The sequence below is a fragment of the Flavobacterium sp. GSA192 genome, from assembly GCF_006386525.1.
Taxonomy (GTDB): Bacteria; Bacteroidota; Bacteroidia; order Flavobacteriales; family Flavobacteriaceae; genus Flavobacterium; species Flavobacterium commune.
This window is the reverse complement of the sequence record NZ_VAHC01000006.1, coordinates 77,635-98,649: the sequence shown is the minus strand read 5'-3', so window position 1 is coordinate 98,649 and position 21,015 is coordinate 77,635. Positions and strand designations below refer to the sequence as shown.

Genomic DNA, 21,015 nt, shown 5'->3' with positions numbered 1-21,015 from the left:
AGAAATCGTTAGAAATAGCAGCTTAAAAAACAGAAATTAACTTCCAGGGATAACTATGTCTTGTTGGTACTAAAAATCCAGTTTTTGACCTAAAAAAGGTATTAATGAGCCTAAAAAAACAAAAATGACCGAAATTGAAAATCAAAATCGATCATTTTTTTATGTTTTACTCATAAGTTGACTTACTTCTGAATGTGCCTAGCAAATGCTTTTCTAGTTTTAAAATCTCGAATATAAGTATCAATCAAATCATAGAGCGTTTGTTTTTTACTTTCTTCTAAAAGTTCGAGTTCCTGAATACGTTCAAGAGTTCTTTTATCAAATGAAATTTGGCTAGTCTCTCCAACTAAATAATCCAAAGACACTCCAAGGGCATCAGCAATTTTTTTAGCGGTATCAATAGAGGGAAAAACCTCGTTTCTCTTTTGCTTATCTTAAACGCGTAATTTTTTCATGATTAAACGGTCGAATAATTGGTTAATTCATGCCACTATTTTTCTGTAAAACTACCTCAACAAACAACTGATCCGCATTCGTTTTAAAATTCTTTTTTTTGATGAAATTCAAATGTTTGATGTTGCCCAGATTAGGGCTATTTTCAATTTTATTGAGTAAGGATAAGCAGCCATTAAAAGAACCTTCTAAAGAAAAAATATAGCTGCTGTTTTTGAATTCTTTATTAGAAATGATATGCGGTTCTTTGAAATCGGTAATTTTAAGATGGTGTTTGTCACAAAAGCTATTCAATTGCTTTAGTAAATCATTTTGGAAAGTTTCAGAAGAGCTGACATTGTATTGCGATAAAAGATTATCCAATTGGTTTTCTTTTTGGTGTAATTGAAAAGCTAGTTTTGGTGTTGCCGTGTTTTCTGTTATTAGTTCGTTTTTAGATTGGTATTCTTTATAATATTTTATGGTTTTTGTAATAGCAAAAGAATAGCAAATGTACAATGCTAAAAGAAAACCCAATAGTAACAGTTTGTTTTTCTGGTTTAACTTCATTTTATCTTAAAATTAGTTTAATAGCAAATTGGGTTTCGTTAGCGTCATTTTTTCCAAAATGAGTAATCACTACTTCATTGATCCAGCTCAATTTTTCGATGCCTTCAATCCATACTGTGAAATCAAGGTTATTGACTGTTGTTCCAGAAATAGTTATAATTTTATCGGAAGTGCTTATGGTTTCCTCTGCTTTAATCTTTTTTTCAAGAGGTTGGTAAACCAATTCCGTTAACAAAACAGAAGCAGGAACACGTTTGGCAATTTCGTTGAGTAGGGCAGTACTTTGTGATTGAGTACCTGCTATGACTGTTTTTAGTTTTTGCTCTTTAGAAAGGATGCGTTGTTTGGTTTGGCTAATTTCTTCGAGAGAGGATTTGTTCAGCATCAAATTGACATCCGTTTCTTGTGCTACGTTGTAATAATGTGAAAATACAAAGAAATTAATCAGTAAGATTCCTAAAAGTATTCCAACCATTAGCTTGCCCCCTTTTGAAAAGAAACGATGTTGAAGGTAATCATTGTATTTTTTCTGGCTTAATTCAATTGTATTACCTGTGTTTTTAGAGTTTTGGACTAAAAAGCCTAATATGGCTGAAAAAGCCAGCATGTGACTGCTTTGTATCGATAGTCCGTTTATCTCATAGTTTGATTCTGAATTTTCAGAAGTAGCGGTTATAATTGGATTGTCTTCATTCCAGGAAACCGTTTGATGATTCGTTGTAAAAGTATCTTTTTCGGTATAAGAAATAATTTCAGATAAAGAACATACACCAAGATTGATTCCAGCAATAGTAATTCCTTGTTTTGCATATTCTTCTATGAGTGGTTCGATATAGGTTTTTCTACTAATTGCGATTATTGATTTGGTTTGCAATCGCCAGATTTCAAAATAAAATTCATCCCAATTGGTATTAGGAAAAGCTTTATGTAATAGTTTTTCATCGGCTACATCTGTGCCTGCTACTTCTTTTTGTATAACCTGATTGGTATTGACTGTTAGAATAAAAGGAAGTTTTTTATCCCATTTATCGGGAATAGTTCCATTGTAATTCACCTTGTCTTTTTTCACAATGCGTAATTCCTCTTTTTTATTTTCAACCAATAAGATTGCAATCATTTCTTCGCCATTAGTGGAGAAATGTTCAATGCTTATATATTGATTGCCTAATAAAATAGCAGATAACGATGGGAATTTCATTAGTAAATAACTGTAGGTTTAATTAATACCGATAATTTTTTCTTAGAATCTTCTCTTTTTCTGGAGCTGAACAACCACTTGATAACAGGAATTCTCGACAATAAAGGTACTCCTGTTCCAGAATCATTTTTTACCGATTCTTCAAGACCTCCTAATACAATGATGTCTTGATCCTTGACACGGATAATGGAAGTGAACTCTCTTGAATTTATTCCCGGAGGGGCATCTTTATCCACCTTTTGACCATTAAAACTAGATTGGATTACTTTAATGTCCATCGTAATTTGTCCATCTCCTGAAACCAAAGGCATAATAGTTACCGATAATTCGGCATCAATGGATTGGTAGTTTTTAACCTCAGAAGCTTGTGGGATTTGAGAACCATAAAAATTCTGATTCGTTACTACGTAATAAGTAGTTTCACCAATAGATAAAAAGGCTTTGTGTCCGTTTAAAGTAGATAATCTAGGGGAGGAGCGGATTTTTAGATTGCCATTGGTTTCCATCGCTTTTAGGCTTAGGTAAAAGTTAGGAACTACGCTACCCACATTCAAAGACCCAAAACCATCAAATCCATTGATGATTTTATTGATGGTTGTGGCACCAAGAGTAATATCAGCATTAGGAAAAACAGTTCCTGAAGTAGTTACGGGTTTATCTCCAATACCGGCATTGATACCGGTTTCTACAGTAGCACTTCTGTTGCTTTCAAGTAGCATTACCTCAATTAAGATAACAGGTACCGCTTTGTCGATATATTTGATAAAAGATTCAAAACGTTCAATATTAGCAGCAGGACCATTAACTATAAAACTATTTAATTCTTTGTCAATTTTGATATCCAAATCTGCTTTTATTTCGTCAGGGATTATGGTTAAAATCGATTCGGAAGGATTACTGCCATTCGAATTTGAATTATTTCCTACATTGGAATTATTATTCTGTGAGGGGAAATTAGCATTGTTTTTAAAGTCTAATGAGTTGTTATTATAACTGGAAAAATTATTAGCATTTGCATTTATTTTTCCAGCGGTTCTGCCTTCTTTAGACGGATCGCTCAACAACTCAATAGAACGGTGCATTAATGGAATGGATTTGATGTTTCTAATAATGAGTTGGCTTTTAGTTCCAAAATAATAAATGTTTCCAGACTTTTTATAGGTGTAACTATCATTTGCGCTACCAGCATTTCTATTCCCGTTTCCAGTATTATTATAAGCTGTTTGTGATGGATTATCATTTGATGCTGTTTTGCTTTCGGTTTTAGTTTCAAATAATTTATCAAGTAGTGCATCAAAGCTGATATTTTTAGCTTTCACCGTAGCATTGCCAGCACTCTCTAATGGACTGGAAATAAAAAGATCAATATCTAATTCGTGTCCTATATCATAGATGATACTTGAAATCGGAGTGTTTTCAAAATCGACATCAATCATTTTTTTATCGGCATCGACAATGTTGAAGAAGAAGTTTGATTTTCTGGCTCTTTGTGGTTTGTTTTGACGAATAGCATTCGTGTTGGTGTTGCCGTCTGTTCCGCTTGCAGGAGTATAGTTTCCTTCTAATTGGTCAAAAACATGAAAATTATCTCTGGTTTTTGTTACACTTAAGTTGTTAGCGTATGCTAATTTATTTAAAGCAGCATCAAAAGGCATGTTTTTGATATATACCTGCAATAATTGATTTTCTAATCCAGGAGCAAATACAATATTCTTTCCGCTCTCGTCCATGATTTTTTTGAAAACATCATATAAAGGATCTTTTTTTAAATCCAATGATAGAAAATCATTTGAAGCATCATAAGAAACAATTATTGGTTTTTTTACAGCTACTTCAACCGCTTTTATAAATGGTTTTATCGCAAGGATATTACCAGTGAATTCAATAGTAAGGTTATATTCTTTGCAAAGGAAAATCAATAAATCACCTACGGTTACATCCGAAAAATTATTAACGATATTTTTACCATTCAGTTCTGGTGAAATGCTTATGTTGACTTTATGAATTTCCGAAACAGCTAATAAAAAACTGGAAAGAGAAGTCTCTTTGATATTTATGTTTACTTTTTCAGACAAGCCTTTTACATCAGTACTAATGGCTTCAATATTGTTTTTTATTTGCTGTATTCTATTTTCTTGAGAGTAGCCTAACTGAAAAAGGAATAGTAAAAGGAATATGGTAATTTTCTTCATGAAAGCGTATAATTGAATTAGCTAATATAGGTTTTATTGTAGCAATAAAGAAAAAACTTCATCAATGGATGTGGTTCCTTCTTTAATTAATGACAAAGCATTTTTTTGCAATGTAAATATTTTTTTTTGTTCGATATATTCATCAATGGCTAGCTGATTGTTTTTAATTAAAGCAGCCAGTTCAGTATCTATGGGTAGTATTTCATAAATGGCTTTTCTCCCCGAATAGCCTGTATGGTAGCAATGTTCACAACCTACTGCTTCATGATGGGTATGAAGGTCTTTAGGAATTTCAAAGCCACTAGGAAAGGAAGCCGTCTCTATTGGTTTTTCTGTTTTACAATGCACACATAATTTCCTAACCAAACGTTGAGCTACACTAATATTAAGTGTACTTGCAATCAAAAAGGAAGGAATCCCCATATCGATTAATCGGGAAACAGTTGCCCAAGCCGAATTGGTATGTATGGTTGATAAAACCAAATGTCCGGTCAAAGCGGCTCTGATCGCCATATTAGCCGTATTTACATCGCGAATTTCACCCACCATGATGATGTCTGGATCTTGGCGTAAAAAAGTTCTCAGCGTACTGGCAAAGTCAAGTCCGATGTTTTCTCTTAATTGTACTTGGTTGATTCCTTCAAGGGTATATTCTATAGGATCTTCTACAGTAAGTATGTTGGTGTTTGGAAGGTTCAGTTTTTTTAAAGTCGCATATAAGGTAGTTGTTTTTCCGGATCCAGTAGGGCCTGAAATCAGCACAATACCATTAGGCTTTTTGATGTTTTCGAGAAATGTAGCCAATTCTTTTTTAGTAAAACCAAGCGCATTTATATCAATATGGCTGGTGTCTTTGCTAAGAATACGTAAAACTACCTTTTCACCATGAAGGGTAGGTAGAATTGAAACTCGGATATCAAAATCTTCATGATCTGTCACTATAGTGATACGTCCGTCTTGTGGTAATCTTTTTTCAGAAATATCAAGTTGTGCCCTAATCTTTATTTTATTGATTAGGATAGGATATTCCTCAGTAGTAATGTGAAATTGTTCTTTTAATTTTCCGTCCAGTCTAAAACGAACCCGGGCATTTTTTTCATAAGGTTCAAAATGAATATCACTGCTTCCTATTTCTTTTGCATTAACAATTATCTTTTCCAGAAAGTCAGCAGAATAGTGAATGGTTGATACTGATTTAGCCGATGATTTGCGGTAATTGGTATTTAAGTAGCGATTTAGATTTTCTGTAGTTTCTTTTTTCAACTCAGTAGGAAATCCTAATAGCACAGATAATTCCGTTTGTAAGCCAATAATATCAACAACGTCAGTTTTAAGCACAATTTGATTGCCTAATTTTTCAATAGGAATGATTCTATAATGAAAAGCCTGTTCAGCACTTACTAACTGTTGTAAGTTGATGGGAATATTGAAGTCTGACATTGTTTAATAAGCGTATAAAAAATGAAAATTACAGAAAAAACTAACACCATAAACTACAGCAAAAAATAAGGACATATAACCTGCCAAAGGAACTGTTTTTTCTGTCTGTTTCTTTTGTAATACAAAATGTAAGATTAGTGAAAAAATCAACGAGAAAACAAAAAGAATCCAAAAGGATATGATAGAAAATGAGAAAGCGATAGCTATAAAAAACAAGACATCTCCTAATCCTAAGACTGATTGTAATACGTTTTTTTTCAATTTTATGCGAGCATATAAATAACAAAAAAATAATAAAAAAAGAACAAACAATAAATTGAAAGCTAAATTTATTAATGCAATATCGATAGGGATAATTTGTATTTGTAATATCAAAACAAGAATGCCTGTAATGGGATATAAAAACCAATATACTCTTCGGTCTTTATAATCCTGAAAAAAGATAAGACTAAAAACAGCTAGTAAAAGAAGTTTCAATAGCCACATCAATCGATAATGATTTGTTTTGGAACACCATTTTGATCGATTTCCCATACATTAAAAATTCCGTTTCCATTAAAATCAGTTAAGGCAGTGGCTTTTACTTTGAATTCACTCTCTGAGGATTGAATGATTTCATAGGAATAATTAGCACTACCATTTTCTTTAACTGTTTTTGGTACTTCAAAATCAATTTCAGTAAAATTAGAGCTGTATTTAGAGTACATAAAATAGTACTGTTTTTCGGCATTATAGATGGCTTTTAATTGCACCTGAGCTTCTACACTTTTGGCTTTGGTGATTAAAGGCATCAAATTCGGTAAGGCAATTAAAAGTAAAATTCCAATGATAGCTAAAACAATTAGCATTTCCTGGAGGTTAAAGGAGGGGATTCTTTTATTTATAGGGGTTTTCATGGAAAAAGACTTTTAAATCACAAATATAAATAAAAAATGTAAGAAAAAAACTTTCGCCAGAATCTTGTTAATTAAAATATAATTTTTATAATTGCATAAAAATGTAAGAAAATAAAATGAAAAAAGTTCCTTTTTACGCTGCTGTTGCAGCAGTTATTCTAAGTGTAGTGGCGATTTATATGGCAAAATCGAGTTCGGAATTGGTTTACGTGGATGTAAATAAATTAATTGAAGGGTATAGTAGAACTAAAGTAGCTAAGGCTGAATTTGATAAAAAAGCCAACCTGATGAAAGCAAATGTTGATTCTTTAGTTGCGAATTGGCAAAAAGAGTTAAAAAACTACGAAAAGGAAAGATCTTCTTTATCTCCAAAAGAATTAAAATTAAAAGAGGAGTTGTTGGGTAATAAGCAACAACAAATTAATGGCTATCAGGAAGCTATTCAGAAAAAAATCCAGGAAGAAAATCAAAAGGTTACTCAAACGGTTATTAATGACATTAATGATTATATCAAAGAGTATGGTAAAAAGAATGGATACAAAATTATTTTTGGTGCAAATGGAGGAGGAACAATTATGTATGCCGATGAGTCTTCTGATTTAACAGAAGATGTATTAAAAGGCTTAAATGAAGAGTATGGTGAAAAATAGTCTTCTGATAGTAATTCTTTTGTTGGTTGTTTCTTCTTGTAATAAAAGTTTTGATACAGTAGAAGATGCTTATTCTTATATTCAAAACGAAGATAATGGATATACTAAAACAAAAAAAATAAATGGTATAGACATAAATTTAACCTACAAACCTTCTGAACTTATTGCAGGACAGGAATTTTCAAATAATAATTATTCTGAAGCTAAAAAAGATTCCTTGAAAAAAGAGTATAATAAATATCTTTATTTTGTTTTGAGTCTAAGCAAAAACAACAAGGAAATTCTTTCTTCTTTCCCCCAAAGTAGGGAACAGTTAAATTCAATTCAAAACACTTTGACTTTTGAAATGAATCAAAGAGCATCATTGGTAAACAGTAATAGAGATACCATCCCTTTAATTGATTTTAATTCTCCCAGAACCTATGGTATGTCTAAATCTACAAGTGTTTTATTTGTTTTTGAAAGAAATAAATTAGTAGAAGATAGTGATGAATTTTACTTTAATTTACAAGATATCGGTTTAGAAACAGGAGATTTGAAATTTAAATTTGACAAAACTATAAAAAAACAACTGCATATTAATTTTTAATTTTTTTTAAATTATTATTTATGAATAAAATTCTACGTTCCCGGCTTATAGCTATTTTTTTCTTGGTTGTAATAGTGCCTAGTACATTCCCAATTGGTGCACTCTATGCTTCAAATAACGGACCAAATGCTCCTGAAGCTTCAGGTTTTGAATCTGTTAATGCTACCGATATGGTCAATCTCAGTAGTGGTGATATGTCTTATGTACTACCGTTGATGGATGTGGGTGGAATGCCTGTTTCTTTATCCTATCATGGAGGAATACCTCTGGATCTGGAATCAACGTGGACAGGTTTAGGATGGAATTTAAATACAGGAGCTATTAACAGAGGCTTAAATGCAACGCCCGATGATTGGAATGGTGGGAATACTTTGGATTTTATTCGATATCAAAATGCGGAAACGGTATATACGGTTAATGTAGGTGTTGGTATAGCTACGGCTGCAGAAGTGGGTGTTGGAGCTTCATGGGGATCTAATAAGAGTTTGTCAGGATCTGTATTTGCTAGTGTTTCCATTGGTGCTGTTGGAGCTTCAGCAAGTATTGATACTAATGGAAATTATTCACTTGGTGTAGGCGCAGGTGGAGGTAAAGATGGAGGTAGTAGTTTTGGTGGTGGTGTGAGTATGTCTGGAAATGTAAATGGAGGTAAGACTAATTTTGGTGCTAGTGTAGGGGTTCGAACTGCAGGAGGGATGACAGCTGGTTTAGGAGCAAGTTTAGACGGAGGTATGTCAGCTTCATTAGGATATTCAAATCAAACAGGTAGCGGTAAGACTCAGTCCGGTGAGGCTGGAGGAGGATCAATGTCGGTAGGTAGTTTTTCATCTGGAGATTGGGATATTAGTAGTAAAGGATGGTATGTTCCAATAAGTATAGGTATCTTTTCTTTTGGTTTTGGAAAACAAAAAATTACCTATAATCTGGCAAAGGCTTATAAGAAGAAAGGATATGGTGTTTTGTATTCCAATTCAGATAATACAACAAATGATGCTGTCGAGAATGATAACAATGGTCTAGATACTCAATTTACGGATTATCAAAACAGATATCGTTATATGGACGCTTATGAACAAACTATACCACAATCTGAAGAAGATTTTGTGGCAGATAGTGATGCTGACAGGGAAAAAGTAAATTTTTCATTTGCTGGTTATGATTCATTTGATGTGAATGCTACCGGAATTTCCGGTGTTATGAATCCAAGAATTTTGCAAAATGCAACTGTTTTTGGTTTAGGATATAAAGGAAATAATCCTAATAGTACTAGTGGAGGAAAAATGAGAATATACAGTCATAATACACTTACTACTGATAAAACATTTGGTAAAAATACAGCTAATGATATTGAATTTTATTTTAATGGACAGTTTACTCAAAATACTTTGACATCTAATCTGACGCCATTGTCTAATAGCAATACTACTTTGCAGGGGATTTTAAGTACCAGAGCAGCCATAAATAATCAAAGGTTAAGACAGGGGAATTACGTAGAGGTTTTTACAAATGCACAAATAAAAAACAATCAGGCTTCAGGTTTATTAGCTCCATTAGATCCGACTGCTAATGGTTCAAACTTGATAGCTTTAAACAGAAATTCTGCGGAGTATAAAAATGAGGGTATAGGAGGTTATAAGATTACAGCTCCTGATGGAAAGGTCTATCATTTTTCCCAACCTGTTTATCATTTTGAAGAAGTAGAAAGGACTGTGTTGAAAAACACTACGGAAGAACATGTTAGTGAGAAACGTCAGTACACACCTTACGCAACGCATTGGTTACTTACAGCAATAACAGGACCTGACTTTATAGATACAAATAATAATAATATTGCAGATACAGCAGATTATGGCTACTGGGTTAGGATGGATTATGGGAAATGGTCGGATGGTTATGTATGGCGTAATCCAACAGATAAGACTCTTAGAGATTATAATTCGAACTTAGAAGGGGATATAGGTAAAAATGAATTTGGAACTTACCAGTTTGGTCGTAAACAATTGTATTATTTAGATCGAATCGTGTCTGCTACGCATACAGCTTATTTTGTAAAAGATCTTAGATATGATTCGGCAGGGAGTGATTTGAATTATAAATTTATTAATGTTACCATGACTAATGATGGGACTGATAATGCAAGTGCGTCATTTGCAGGAGGTTCTGTGAATCCGCAAGAGGATTTTACATATAAAAGACAAATGCAATTGATGCTAAAAAAAGTAATTCTGGTAAAGAATGAAAATGCAACCATTTCCAAGGGGAATACTTCGGATGTCTTAAAACTCAATTATCCAAGTCCTGGTGAATTGAAAAGTTACCAACCTGGATTTAGGTTAGGAGGTGGGTTTAATGATGAATATGGTAATCCTGTTATAACTATCAATAATGAGAGTGGGGTTTATGATGTAAAAGATTTTATTGGTTTTGATTATAATAATGCAATTAAGACGATTGAATTAGGATATAATTACAATTTAGCGGTAAAAGATCATACGAATACTGCTCCAGGTCCTACTTCCCTAAAATCCAACGGGAGTCCCGGAGCCATTTTCTGCTCGGAGAATCCTAATGCAGGTAAATTGTGTTTAAAAAGTGTAAAGTTCTTAGGACGAAATAATTTTAATTATATGCCTCCTTATCAGTTTCAGTATAAGGGAGAGTATTTAGGACCTCAATCCAGTTATATTATGTACCCTAAAAATTCTTTAGTGCAAAAAAAAGATAGCGGAATTCAATTTACCACCTATAGTGGTAAATATCTTAATTATGGGGCTAATACAGCAATCCCGATTGCTGATATAAGGGCAAAAGATGAGTGGGGATTTTTAAAAGATATTCCTGGTCAGGAAAGTGAAGTTAGGGCTGCAGCCTGGACTATGGCTAAGATTATTACGCCTACAGGTTCTTCTATTGATTTTGAGCACGAAGAAGACGATTTTGATCAGGAGGCTTTTTCCAGACGTTATTGGAATAATAATTTAAAATTTAAAACCACTGACTTAACAGATGATATCCTAATTGAGGTACAAAATCAAAATGGATTAGGTACAGGTCTTGGGGTAAATTTTAACGATTATTTTAGGGTTGGAGAAAGAGTTTACTTGGATTTATGGTTAGCTAGGACTAAAGGAGACAGTCCTGATACTAAAGGAGCAGTTGATATTCGTTCAAATACTCGTTGTACTGTTTCAGAAGTGAGTTCGACTTATGTTAAAATTCTGGCTAGTAAATCGGATTGGCCTGAATTAGTTGAGCTTAATTCTACGACTCCTGATGTATGGGTTTCGACGGCAACGCCTGCGACTTACTTAGGTAATCGTCCTAGTCATGTCCGGAATTGTTTTTTCAGTATAAGTGATAATGAGTGTTCTTCTAATAAATATGATCCATTACCAAGGGGGGTGTTTCCTTCTGTCGGTGCTTGTGGGCTTTTTGGTTCGAATTGTCCGGATCATTGGACTATGAAATACAAACTTTTGGCAAACAAAATGCCAACTGGCTTAGGTGGAGGAGGAATACGTGTAAAATCCATAACGTTAAATGATGAGAATAACCATCATTATAAAACAAATTATTATTATAACAAACCAGGAAGTACTAAACAGAAGAATCTTCCGGGTTATATTTCTTCCGGGATAACCTCTTATAGTCCTGTTAGAGGGACAAAATTTGTTCCGTATCAGTCTGAATTGCCTAGTCCTGGGGTAATGTATGAATATGTAACTATGGAACCTCAAAGCGAAACGGGACAAAATCTAGGACAAACAAGATATCATTTTTATGTACTTAAGCCTATTTTTGACATTTTTGAGGAAAATATTGAGATGAAAGATGTTGATGAAACTGTAATTTTTAAAGCTGAGGTCGAGAACTATGATTCAGATGGAGGTTATTTAAATCAGGCTAAAAAGATTAAAGCAAAATCGATTAAATTAGATGTAAATACGTCTCTTATTGGACAATTTAAATCAATCGAAGAGTTTAATAGTCAAGGACAGTTATTATCCAAAGTTGAGAAAAAGTATAAAAGTGGTTTTGAACTAAAACAATCAGGAATTAACAGAGGAAGCATTGCGGAGTCATTTCAATCGATGAAATCTGTTTTTACAACAAATTCTTCTGATGCCAGTCCTGTATTAAAAAATAGGTTACTTTCTGTTTCAAGTAAAGAAGAATATACCAGTGTATTAGAAAGTATTATAACAACTGGTCCTCATGGTAGAAATACTGAGCAATACAGTCAGACAGATCCGCAAACAGGTGCTTTTTTAGTAGTTGAGAAAACACTTTCTAATGGTGTTAAAACCAAAGAAGAAAGAGTTCCTGCTTACACTAAATATCCGGGAATGGGAAGTAAAGTAGATAATATTAATAATAAAAATATGTTGTCACAAACTGCTGTTGATTACTCTTATATTTTGGACAACGGAGAATGGAAAAAAACAGGAGTGGGTATTACTACCTGGAAAAATGAATGGGAGTATGTTGATATGGCAGGAAATTTTACAAGTCCTTCAGTAGCAAATCAGAAAATATGGCGTAAACATAAAACATTTGTTTGGAACGGTCAGAAAGATACTAATGGTATTTTTGTGAATTACGGAGCTAACGATGATGGATTCAATTGGAATGTTCCGGGTGTAGGAATAGATATCACACAACTTCCACAATGGAAACAAACATCCGAAATAAGATTTTATGATTATTTTTCTAGTCCGTTAGAAGTTAAAGATATTAATAATAACTATGCGGCAACCAAAATGGGGGATAACAACTCTAAGGTAATAGCAACTGCTAATGCTGGTTATCATGAAATGTTTTACACAAGTGGTGAGAATCCATTAACAACTCTAAGCGGTATAAACTACTTTGAACCAGGAATTAGATTAGAAAATGCATCTATAAATACTAGTTATTGGCATACAGGAAAAAAATCCATTATGACAACTTCAAGCTCTCAGTTTGGAGTAGTTATGAATAGTGGTCAACATAGATCAGGTAAATACAAAGTATCCGTTTGGGTGAAAGTAACGTCTGCATCTAGTGCAACTTTAAAGGTAAATAATATTATTGTCCCTTTTACAGAAAATTATTCTGCGGATGAATGGGTTTTAAAATCGGCATATATCGATGTTCCAGTAGGTGTTTGTACTGTATATTTGAATTCATCTAGTTCGATACCAGTTTATTATGACGATTTGATGATTCGTCCAGTAGCATCTTCCATGACAGGGTATGTTTACGACCAATGGGATCAATTAACTTATATTGTGGGGGATAATGGTTTGGCGACTAAATTTGAATACGATGAGGCTGGAAGGTTGATAAAAACTTATACGGAAGTAACTGATTTCTTTTCATGCGAATATTGTTGTGATAATATAAAAGGAGGTTTTGAGTTGACAAAAAATTATACCTATCATAATAGATTTGTAAATAATTAGTAGCTGTTTTTAATAAACTAAAAATCAATAACAATGATGAAAAATATACTATCTCTCTTAGTGTTGCTACCAATGTTCATTTTTGGATACCCAAAAAAAGGGTATCCAAAAAAAGAGAATCCTTTATTTCAAAAAGTTATAAATTCAAAGCCTATTACAACTAGTACTAATGTAGTTACACAATACAGTGATTTTAATTATACTGTAACTGGAAACTATATAGGTTCTTATGATGGTTCTGAAAATGGTTATATCAGAATGCAAAATAACATTTTTGAAGTGGCTATTGATATGGTTTGGGATTATGGTGTTTATTATAATACAGGAGATTATATTGACCTCAATTGTTACCCTGCATTACCTGATATGCAATTAGGTCAAATTTATGGTCAGAATGGTATTGAAACTGGTTTTTTTGCTAAAATTGAGAATAATAGATTTATAATTTATAGTACTGATCCTAATAATTATTCTTATTTTACTCAATTTAGCCTATTTTTTGAAGTAGATATGAATTGTGTTTCTTATTGGTATGAAGACAAAGATAATGATGGTTACGGAAATCCTGATTTTATTCCTTTAGCTAACTGTTACGATCCCAGTGACGGTTCAAATTTTTATGTAACAAACATTCTCGATTGTGATGATAATGATGATAATATCACTTACAAGCGTTGGTATGCTGATAATGATAATGATGGGTATGGTTCTACAGAATATGTTGACTCCTGTACTAGCCCAGGGGCTTATTATTCACTAAATAATACTGACTGTGACGATACTGATCCGACGGTACATATGACAGCCAGTTGGGCGCTTGATGTTAATGGTGATGGAATATTATCTGATCTTGACGGTACTCCTTCGTATGTTAATTCTTGCACGAAGCCCAATGGCAATTATATACCTGTAACAGACGATCAAAATCATTGGATTCATGAGGTCTCATTTGATGTGGATGGCAATGTTACAGGGGCTTCCAGGACCTTTTTTAATGATTTAGGGAAATCTAATGTTACTTTGTCCAAAGATTTTTCTAATAATAAAATATGGGGAACTGAAACGGTTTATGACGGTTTTAACAGGCCTTATATTTCAACATTTGTAGCTCCTTCCATTTATACTGATTTTAGGAAAAATAAATTTTTTCAATCATTTAATTTAAGTTCTTATTACAGTAATTCTAATACTGATGAACCTTATCAGGATACTGCAACACAACCTTATTTACAGACCAATTATGATTTATTGAATCCTTCTAATATTATTAATACTGTTGGGGGAAATAAAATTAACAACGATTGGAAAACGGGATATTCCTATACTGTTCCTGCTGCGCAGGAAATGTATTATGTTTATGGTTCTGATTATTATGACGGAACAATTACTTCTGGAAAAGAAGAAGTAATTACCAAGTTTTTTAAAACGGTAAGTGTAGATGCTAATGGTATTGAGAATGTGTCTTTCTCCGATGGTGAAGGAAAAGTATTGGCAACTGCTCGTTCGGGTGGATCTACTTCTTATCCTGTAGTATCTCTTATAGGAACTCAGGGCTTTGTTGATGTACACATACCTGCTGGCATTACTTCAGGACAAATTTCATTAATAGGAGGGGCTTCTTTATATAGTGTATTTAATCTCAAAACTGGAGGTTACGCCACCTATCCATTAACAGGTGGTAATGCTTATCGAATTAAACCTTTTGTCACTCCTGTAACAGATCCTAAAACTTACATTTTAGGAGGTGTGCCTACTTATGATTCAGGTGCTTTGGGGATAACATACGCAGTGAATTATTATGATTATGCTGTTAATGTTTATAACAAAACGGGACAATTGGTGAAATCAGTACAGCCCAACGGATTTCAATTGAATTCAACTGTTGTGGCGCAACCCGCCTATATGTCTCCTTTGGCTACTAATTTTATTTCTACCTATACTTATAATGACCAAGGGCAACTAAAAGAAGTTGTGAGTCCTGACGAAGGAACAAGTAAATTTCTCTATAGACAAGACGGTCAGATACGCTATTCCCAAAGTACATTACAAGCAGATACCAAAGTCTCATATACCGATTATGATACTTACGGAAGACCAATAGAAAGCGGTGTAATTGCTAATAATTGGGCAACAGCTTCTGTGAATCCTGATGCAGCATTAATTTCAGGAGCACGCAATGAACAGACGATAACTATTTATGATTATGTTGATAATAACCAGACGAGCGTAACAATTCCTCCTCATTTGTCATTAAGTAGTTTACTTACAGCCGAGGGGTTAACAGCTGTATACTATAAACAACAAAATCTATCAGGGAATGTGGCAGTAACTTTTACCAAGCCTGATACTAATATAACTGCTATCTCCTGGTACAGCTATGATGTTTATGGCAGAACCGAATGGATGGCACAGTATAATGAGGGGTTGGGGATTAAAACAACGCATTATTATTATGAAAGAAATGGTAATCTTAGATCTGTAGTGTTTCAAAAAGATAAAACAGCTGAGCAGTTTACTCATAGATTTACTTATGATATCAATTCGGTGCTGACCAAAGTAGAAACGGCTACCTATGGTACTTCATTTATTACTCATGCCGATTATTCCTATTATCAGACTGGTGAACTTAAACGTGTGAATATTGCACAAGGCATACAAGGGCTGGATTATGTTTATACACTAGGCGGGCAATTGAAGAGTATCAACCATCCTAGTTTAGAAGCATCCAAAGACCCGGGAGGAGATTCCAATGATTTATTTGGGATTACATTGGATTATTATGCTGGGGATTATCAAAGGTCTAATACTAATGTTATGACTTCGCCTTCGTTAACATCTGCTGATTATAATGGAAATATTAAAGCGGCACGCTGGGCAAACAAAAATACCATGATGGATTTAAGTGGTTCGACCGTTAACCAAAAGGGGTATTTATATGACTATGACCGAAACAATTGGTTGACATCGGCTTCGTTTGGAGATACTAATACCTCTACTGCTGCTATAAGTCCTCTTACTAAATACAAGGAAGCAGGATTGAGTTATGATGCTAATGGTAATATTAAAAACCTGCAACGAACGAATGCCTCGGGTAATGTACAGGATAATTTGACTTATAATTATAATGCTAATAAAAACCAACTTAACAGCGTAACAGATGCTGCAGGAGCTTCTACAAATGTTAATGACATAGGAAACCAAGCTGCTGGGAACTATGTGTATGATGCTATTGGGCAATTAATTCAAAATACTTCGGAAAATTTATATTACTTTTACAACACACAAGGATTAGTAACTGAGGTAAGACTTGGAGCTACTAACTCTATTCTGAAGTTCTTTTACAATGAGCGGGGCCAACGTATCAGGAAAGAAAGTTATGCAACTAATGGAAGTGGGGCTTTAGTAAGTACCAGCTATTACGCCTTAGATCTCTCGGGCAATACGATGGCAGTATATAATAAGCCTGTTTCAGGAAGTATTGTACAGGCTGATTTACCTATTTATGGATTGAGCCGTTTAGGAGTATATAACAGGGCTGGTGCTGTGAGCAATTATGAGATTACCGACCATTTAGGAAATGTAAGGGCAGTAATCCAGAAAGTAAATGGTAACCCAATCATGCAGGCTTATGCTGATTATTATCCTTTTGGAGAACAATTACCATATCGTAATTCGCTAAGCAATTATCGTTATGCTTTTCAAGGGCAGGAGTTGGATACTGAAACCAACATGGAAGCGTTTCAGTTGAGGCTTTGGGATGGAAGAATTGGTAGATGGTTGAGTATAGACCCAGCAGGTGAATTTCATAGTCCTTACTTGGGGATGGGAAATAATCCTATTAATGCTGTTGATCCAGATGGTGGTGATATTATATATCTTAATAGTTCAGAAGCTGTTTTTGGTTTTGGACATGCTGCAGTCTTAATTGGTAATGATAAGGATGGATGGCGTTATTTATCTATGAATGGTACTGGTGAAGGACAAGCACCTTTCGGGAAAAGTAAATATGCAGATTTAGGTAACATTAAAGCGAGAAAAATTAAAGGCAGGTGGATTGGGAATGATTTTAGAAAAACTGGTCTTACTGCTGCTGAAGTTATGAAAGCTGTAAATAAATCTAATTTAAAAGAAAGTCACAACTATGATAGAGCTATCAGAATAAAAACATCTGGTTTTGAAGATGAAATAGCTTATCAAGCAGCTAAAAAGCAAGCGAGTGGTGAAAATTACAATATTTTCGGATGCTCGTGTTTAGATGTGCCTCAACAGTCTTTTGCTTCCGTTGTGTTACATCGTATGGGGAAACCTGTAGATAAAGGATATAATGGATTTGATTTTATGGATCAAGGTCGTTTTGGATTTGAGGTATTGACTCCAAATACGTATTTTGATATGTTTAATCATTTTATGAATAATATAAATACAAGATTCAGGATAAATAATACTCCTAAAGCTAAATTTGAATATAGTAAGATTTTGAACCCTAGAGATTTTTAATTATGTCAACAAAAACATCGATTAAGTTTTTTCTTTTTCTTATTACAATATTTTCATTGCTTTTTTTCTTTTCTAATACCGTTGGATGGTACGGATATGAAAAGTGGAAAGATAGACGTTCAACATTTGGAAATAAAAATGAAGCAATAGAACGAGGAGTTTTCGTTAAAGACTTAAATTATTTCTCAAGTATTAAACTGAAAGAGTTTAATGTGTATATTGAAAGAGGTTATAGATATGGATATTTTAACGAGAAAGATACGAGGATAATCAAAAAAGATAAATACCCTTATCAACTCTGTTTTAATTTGATAGATACAATAAATAATTACAATTATGATTATGTGAATTACATAGATTTTGATACAATAGATTTAAATCTGTATCTAAAAAAAGCAATTTTAGAGAAAACGTTATATCTTAAAATACAAGAATTTAAAAATAATAAATGGGATTCTATTGGATATATAAAAGTTTGGGATAAGCAGTGATGGGTAATGTATCAGATGTGTTGGTGACCAATCATTTCATACGACATCTGTGTAAATCAACTATTTGTAGTATTATAACTGTCATAAATTAACAACCTTCGGGTTGTTTTTTATGATATGTAGTTTCTCAATTGAAATATTTTTCAACACAATTTATATTGCTTTTACAACACACAAGGATTAGTAACAGAGGTAAGACTTGGAGCGACTAATCCTATAGTGAAGTTCTTTTACAATGAGCGAGGACAGCGTATCAAGAAGGATAGTTACAGCGTTGGTAGTTTACAAAACACTACTTATTATGCCTTAGATCTCTCAGGTAATACTATGGCGGTGTATAATAAACCGGTAAGTTCAGGTGTTATAACACAAGCAGATTTACCTATTTATGGATCAAGTCGTTTAGGGGTGTATAACAGGCAGGATAGTAGCAGTAATTATGAAATTACCGACCATTTAGGCAATGTTAGGGCGGTTATTAAAAAAGTAAATGGCAACCCAATAATGCAGGCTTATGCCGATTATTATCCTTTTGGCGAGCAACTACCGGGACGTAATTCGTTAAGTAATTACCGTTATGCCTTTCAGGGGCAGGAGCTTGATGGTGAAACCAATATGGAGGCTTTTCAGCTTAGACTCTGGGATGGAAGAATTGGTAGATGGTTGAGTCCTGACCCTTATGGGGAGTTTCATAGCCCTTACTTGGGGATGGGGAATAATCCGATATCTATGATTGACCCTGATGGAGGAAGTACAGAATGCGAAGGTTGTCCAGGAAAAGGTACTGCTGCCGATCCATATCGATTACCAGCAGTTGTAATTCAAGGAAAGCCGAAATCAAGTAATTACTTTTCATTTAGTAATATTCAAACAAGTTTGGATGTTCTTGGTTCGACAGAAATCCCTGTAGTTTCACAATTAGCAGATATAAGTAGTGCAGGTATGTCAGCATACCAAGGGGATTACACTGGAGCGATGTTGAGTTTAGGAGGGGCTATAATACCCGGCATGTCACAGGCTAAATTAGGATTGAAATTAGCTAAAAGAACTGAAAAATTAGTAGACATATACCAAGGTACTAAAAAAGCGGGTAAATATTTTGGACAATCTGTAGATTTAACGTCTAGATATACAAAAAGTGGAATAAAAAAAGAATTTGTAAAAGCCCCAGAAGTAATTATTCAAGTACCTGCAAGAATTGCAAGTGCAGTAGAACAACAATTAATATCTATACACGGTACTGTTAAATATGGTAATGGTATGGGAGCAAACAAACGACTACAAATGTCTCTTAAAAATCAGATTGAAAATAAAGAATTGATGAAAGAAGCAATGGATTATTTAGACAACAATGTACCTAATTGGATGACTAAATTCTAAGGAAATTAATTATGGCAAAAAAAACATTAAATAGTGGTACTGTGATTCAGGTTACATTAAACCATAAATTGGGATTTACTTTTGTAAAAGTGATTAATATGTGTGATTTTTCGGAGTATGATTTATCTACTACATTTCACTTAATCATTTATTCGTATAATTATATTGTTCAAAAAGAAGAAGATTATAAAGAAGAAGATTTTTTAAAAGCAGAACCATTAACAGGACCTTTGTTTGTAGATGATATATTGTGGGCAATACGAAAAAAAATATATAAAGTAAAAGGGGAAGTTTCATTACGAGATTATGAAAAAAGACTGCCTGCATTTAGAGGATTTTCAGGAAATGTTTTTAAGGTTCATTATTATGAAGATGAAGCAACTCATTGGGATTATTTTGAAAATGGTTCGCCTAGAAAAAGGTTTGAGGCAACGTACGATCAAGTAAAGCATTTAGAAGGAAATACAGCTCTTGATTATGAAGCCATAGAAATGCGTTTATCTATGGAATTTTTACACCGTTCGGGTAAGAATATCAAAGATTATTATAAATTGGAAGATTGGCAGGAATTGTCTTTATACAATAACATGATTTATAAAACCCCGTTTAACGAAGTTCCTGATGAATTAAAGGGAAGAGTGAAAAAATAGTAAAAAACAGGCGCAATTGCCTGTTTTCTTGTTTTATATTGTTACGTTAATAAACCTTAAAAACATCCCTCAAAACAGGTTTTACCTTTTCAGAAACTACCGCAGGGTTGCACACTATGGTTCCTTTGAGCGGTTTTAAGACATCGGTTATCAAACTATGTGCTACGGTTCCTAATTCAAATGATACCATCAGCGTAAAAGGGCGGTTATTATAACCCTTGGCAAAATCTTCACTTTGCACAAATTTCATCAGGTTGTTCACGATGGTCATCTCGTCAATGGTATAACCCACTCGTGCTCGTCTTCGACGAGTGCCAAATTTAAGCCCCTCTTGCCCTCGTTTGTCCGCTTATCTGGCGCTTGCTTATAGCGAGTGCCTACATAATTAAAATAGAAAAACGTAGCGTTTTTAACGCGGTTATAAACAAAGAAACAGGCAATCAAGCCTGTTTTTTTTGTGGTTTTTTATGAGGAATAAGTACTTCTGGCTTTAGCATCCCTTACAAGAGCGTTGAGTGTGTTGAGTATGTTTTTTCTATCGTCTTCCAACTGGTGCTCGTCTTTGACGAGTGCCAAATTTATATTA

General features: G+C 33.7%; 13 protein-coding genes. 7 read left to right on the top strand and 6 right to left on the bottom strand.

What is annotated here, in order from left to right; genetic code table 11:
- Positions 1–477: 477 nt before the first annotated feature.
- The 5 genes from FDM27_RS13135 to FDM27_RS13110 all read right to left on the bottom strand — a co-directional run bounded on the left by FDM27_RS13135 (position 478) and on the right by FDM27_RS13110 (position 6,728).
- A complete protein-coding gene (locus tag FDM27_RS13135) occupies positions 478–1,002 on the bottom strand; it encodes a general secretion pathway protein (RefSeq protein ID WP_140487118.1) in 525 nt (174 codons plus the stop codon).
- Between the two features lies 1 nt (position 1,003).
- The gene (locus FDM27_RS13130) at positions 1,004–2,200 is read right to left on the bottom strand and encodes a PilN domain-containing protein (protein ID WP_140487116.1); all 1,197 of its coding nucleotides are present in this window, start codon (positions 2,198–2,200) and stop codon (positions 1,004–1,006) included.
- Positions 2,200–4,392 carry a type II secretion system protein GspD gene (locus FDM27_RS13125; RefSeq protein ID WP_140487114.1) on the bottom strand — a complete coding sequence of 731 codons (2,193 nt, stop codon included), beginning with the start codon at positions 4,390–4,392 and terminating at the stop codon, positions 2,200–2,202. The genes FDM27_RS13130 and FDM27_RS13125 overlap by 1 nt, the downstream gene beginning before the upstream one ends.
- 33 nt (positions 4,393–4,425) lie before the next feature.
- On the bottom strand, positions 4,426–5,832 hold the full coding sequence (locus FDM27_RS13120; protein WP_140487112.1) for a GspE/PulE family protein: 1,407 nt from the start codon (positions 5,830–5,832) through the stop codon (positions 4,426–4,428).
- Positions 5,833–6,317: 485 nt separating this feature from the next.
- Positions 6,318–6,728 (bottom strand): prepilin-type N-terminal cleavage/methylation domain-containing protein, encoded by a 411-nt coding sequence (locus tag FDM27_RS13110; protein WP_140487110.1) that lies wholly within the window; start codon positions 6,726–6,728, stop codon positions 6,318–6,320.
- A gap of 116 nt (positions 6,729–6,844) precedes the next feature.
- Here FDM27_RS13110 and FDM27_RS13105 point away from each other — a divergent pair, with 116 nt between their 5' ends.
- The 7 genes from FDM27_RS13105 (at position 6,845) to FDM27_RS13075 (ending at position 20,429) form a co-directional block, all read left to right on the top strand.
- Positions 6,845–7,378, top strand: a complete 534-nt coding sequence (locus FDM27_RS13105) for an OmpH family outer membrane protein (protein ID WP_140487108.1) — start codon at positions 6,845–6,847, stop codon at positions 7,376–7,378.
- A complete protein-coding gene (locus FDM27_RS13100) occupies positions 7,365–7,967 on the top strand; it encodes a hypothetical protein (RefSeq protein WP_140487106.1) in 603 nt (200 codons plus the stop codon). Before FDM27_RS13105 ends, FDM27_RS13100 begins: the two co-directional genes overlap by 14 nt.
- Positions 7,968–7,987: 20 nt before the next feature.
- Positions 7,988–13,411, top strand: a complete 5,424-nt coding sequence (locus FDM27_RS13095) for an RHS repeat protein (RefSeq protein ID WP_140487104.1) — start codon at positions 7,988–7,990, stop codon at positions 13,409–13,411.
- Positions 13,412–13,444: 33 nt separating this feature from the next.
- The gene (locus tag FDM27_RS13090) at positions 13,445–17,908 is read left to right on the top strand and encodes an RHS repeat domain-containing protein (protein WP_140487102.1); all 4,464 of its coding nucleotides are present in this window, start codon (positions 13,445–13,447) and stop codon (positions 17,906–17,908) included.
- 2 nt (positions 17,909–17,910) lie between these two features.
- Entirely contained in the window at positions 17,911–18,399 is a 489-nt protein-coding gene (locus FDM27_RS13085; RefSeq protein ID WP_140487100.1) for a hypothetical protein, read from the top strand.
- Between the two features lie 327 nt (positions 18,400–18,726).
- Positions 18,727–19,779: an RHS repeat-associated core domain-containing protein gene (locus FDM27_RS13080; protein ID WP_181161670.1), complete on the top strand. Its 1,053-nt coding sequence runs from the start codon at positions 18,727–18,729 to the stop codon at positions 19,777–19,779.
- Positions 19,780–19,790: 11 nt separating this feature from the next.
- A complete protein-coding gene (locus FDM27_RS13075; RefSeq protein ID WP_140487096.1) occupies positions 19,791–20,429 on the top strand; it encodes a hypothetical protein in 639 nt (212 codons plus the stop codon).
- A gap of 46 nt (positions 20,430–20,475) precedes the next feature.
- Here FDM27_RS13075 and FDM27_RS13070 read toward each other — a convergent pair whose 3' ends face one another.
- A complete protein-coding gene (locus FDM27_RS13070; RefSeq protein ID WP_140487094.1) occupies positions 20,476–20,721 on the bottom strand; it encodes a hypothetical protein in 246 nt (81 codons plus the stop codon).
- Between the last annotated feature and the right edge of the window lie 294 nt (positions 20,722–21,015).

Coding starts and splice junctions, on each gene's coding strand:
- FDM27_RS13110 (WP_140487110.1), bottom strand. CDS start 6,728: ATGAAAACCCCTATAAATAAAAGAATCCCCTCCTTTAACCTCCAGGAA.
- FDM27_RS13080 (WP_181161670.1), top strand. CDS start 18,727: ATGGCGGTGTATAATAAACCGGTAAGTTCAGGTGTTATAACACAAGCA.
- FDM27_RS13075 (WP_140487096.1), top strand. CDS start 19,791: ATGGCAAAAAAAACATTAAATAGTGGTACTGTGATTCAGGTTACATTA.
- FDM27_RS13085 (WP_140487100.1), top strand. CDS start 17,911: ATGTCAACAAAAACATCGATTAAGTTTTTTCTTTTTCTTATTACAATA.
- FDM27_RS13100 (WP_140487106.1), top strand. CDS start 7,365: ATGGTGAAAAATAGTCTTCTGATAGTAATTCTTTTGTTGGTTGTTTCT.
- FDM27_RS13095 (WP_140487104.1), top strand. CDS start 7,988: ATGAATAAAATTCTACGTTCCCGGCTTATAGCTATTTTTTTCTTGGTT.
- FDM27_RS13105 (WP_140487108.1), top strand. CDS start 6,845: ATGAAAAAAGTTCCTTTTTACGCTGCTGTTGCAGCAGTTATTCTAAGT.
- FDM27_RS13090 (WP_140487102.1), top strand. CDS start 13,445: ATGATGAAAAATATACTATCTCTCTTAGTGTTGCTACCAATGTTCATT.
- FDM27_RS13135 (WP_140487118.1), bottom strand. CDS start 1,002: ATGAAGTTAAACCAGAAAAACAAACTGTTACTATTGGGTTTTCTTTTA.
- FDM27_RS13125 (WP_140487114.1), bottom strand. CDS start 4,392: ATGAAGAAAATTACCATATTCCTTTTACTATTCCTTTTTCAGTTAGGC.
- FDM27_RS13130 (WP_140487116.1), bottom strand. CDS start 2,200: ATGAAATTCCCATCGTTATCTGCTATTTTATTAGGCAATCAATATATA.
- FDM27_RS13120 (WP_140487112.1), bottom strand. CDS start 5,832: ATGTCAGACTTCAATATTCCCATCAACTTACAACAGTTAGTAAGTGCT.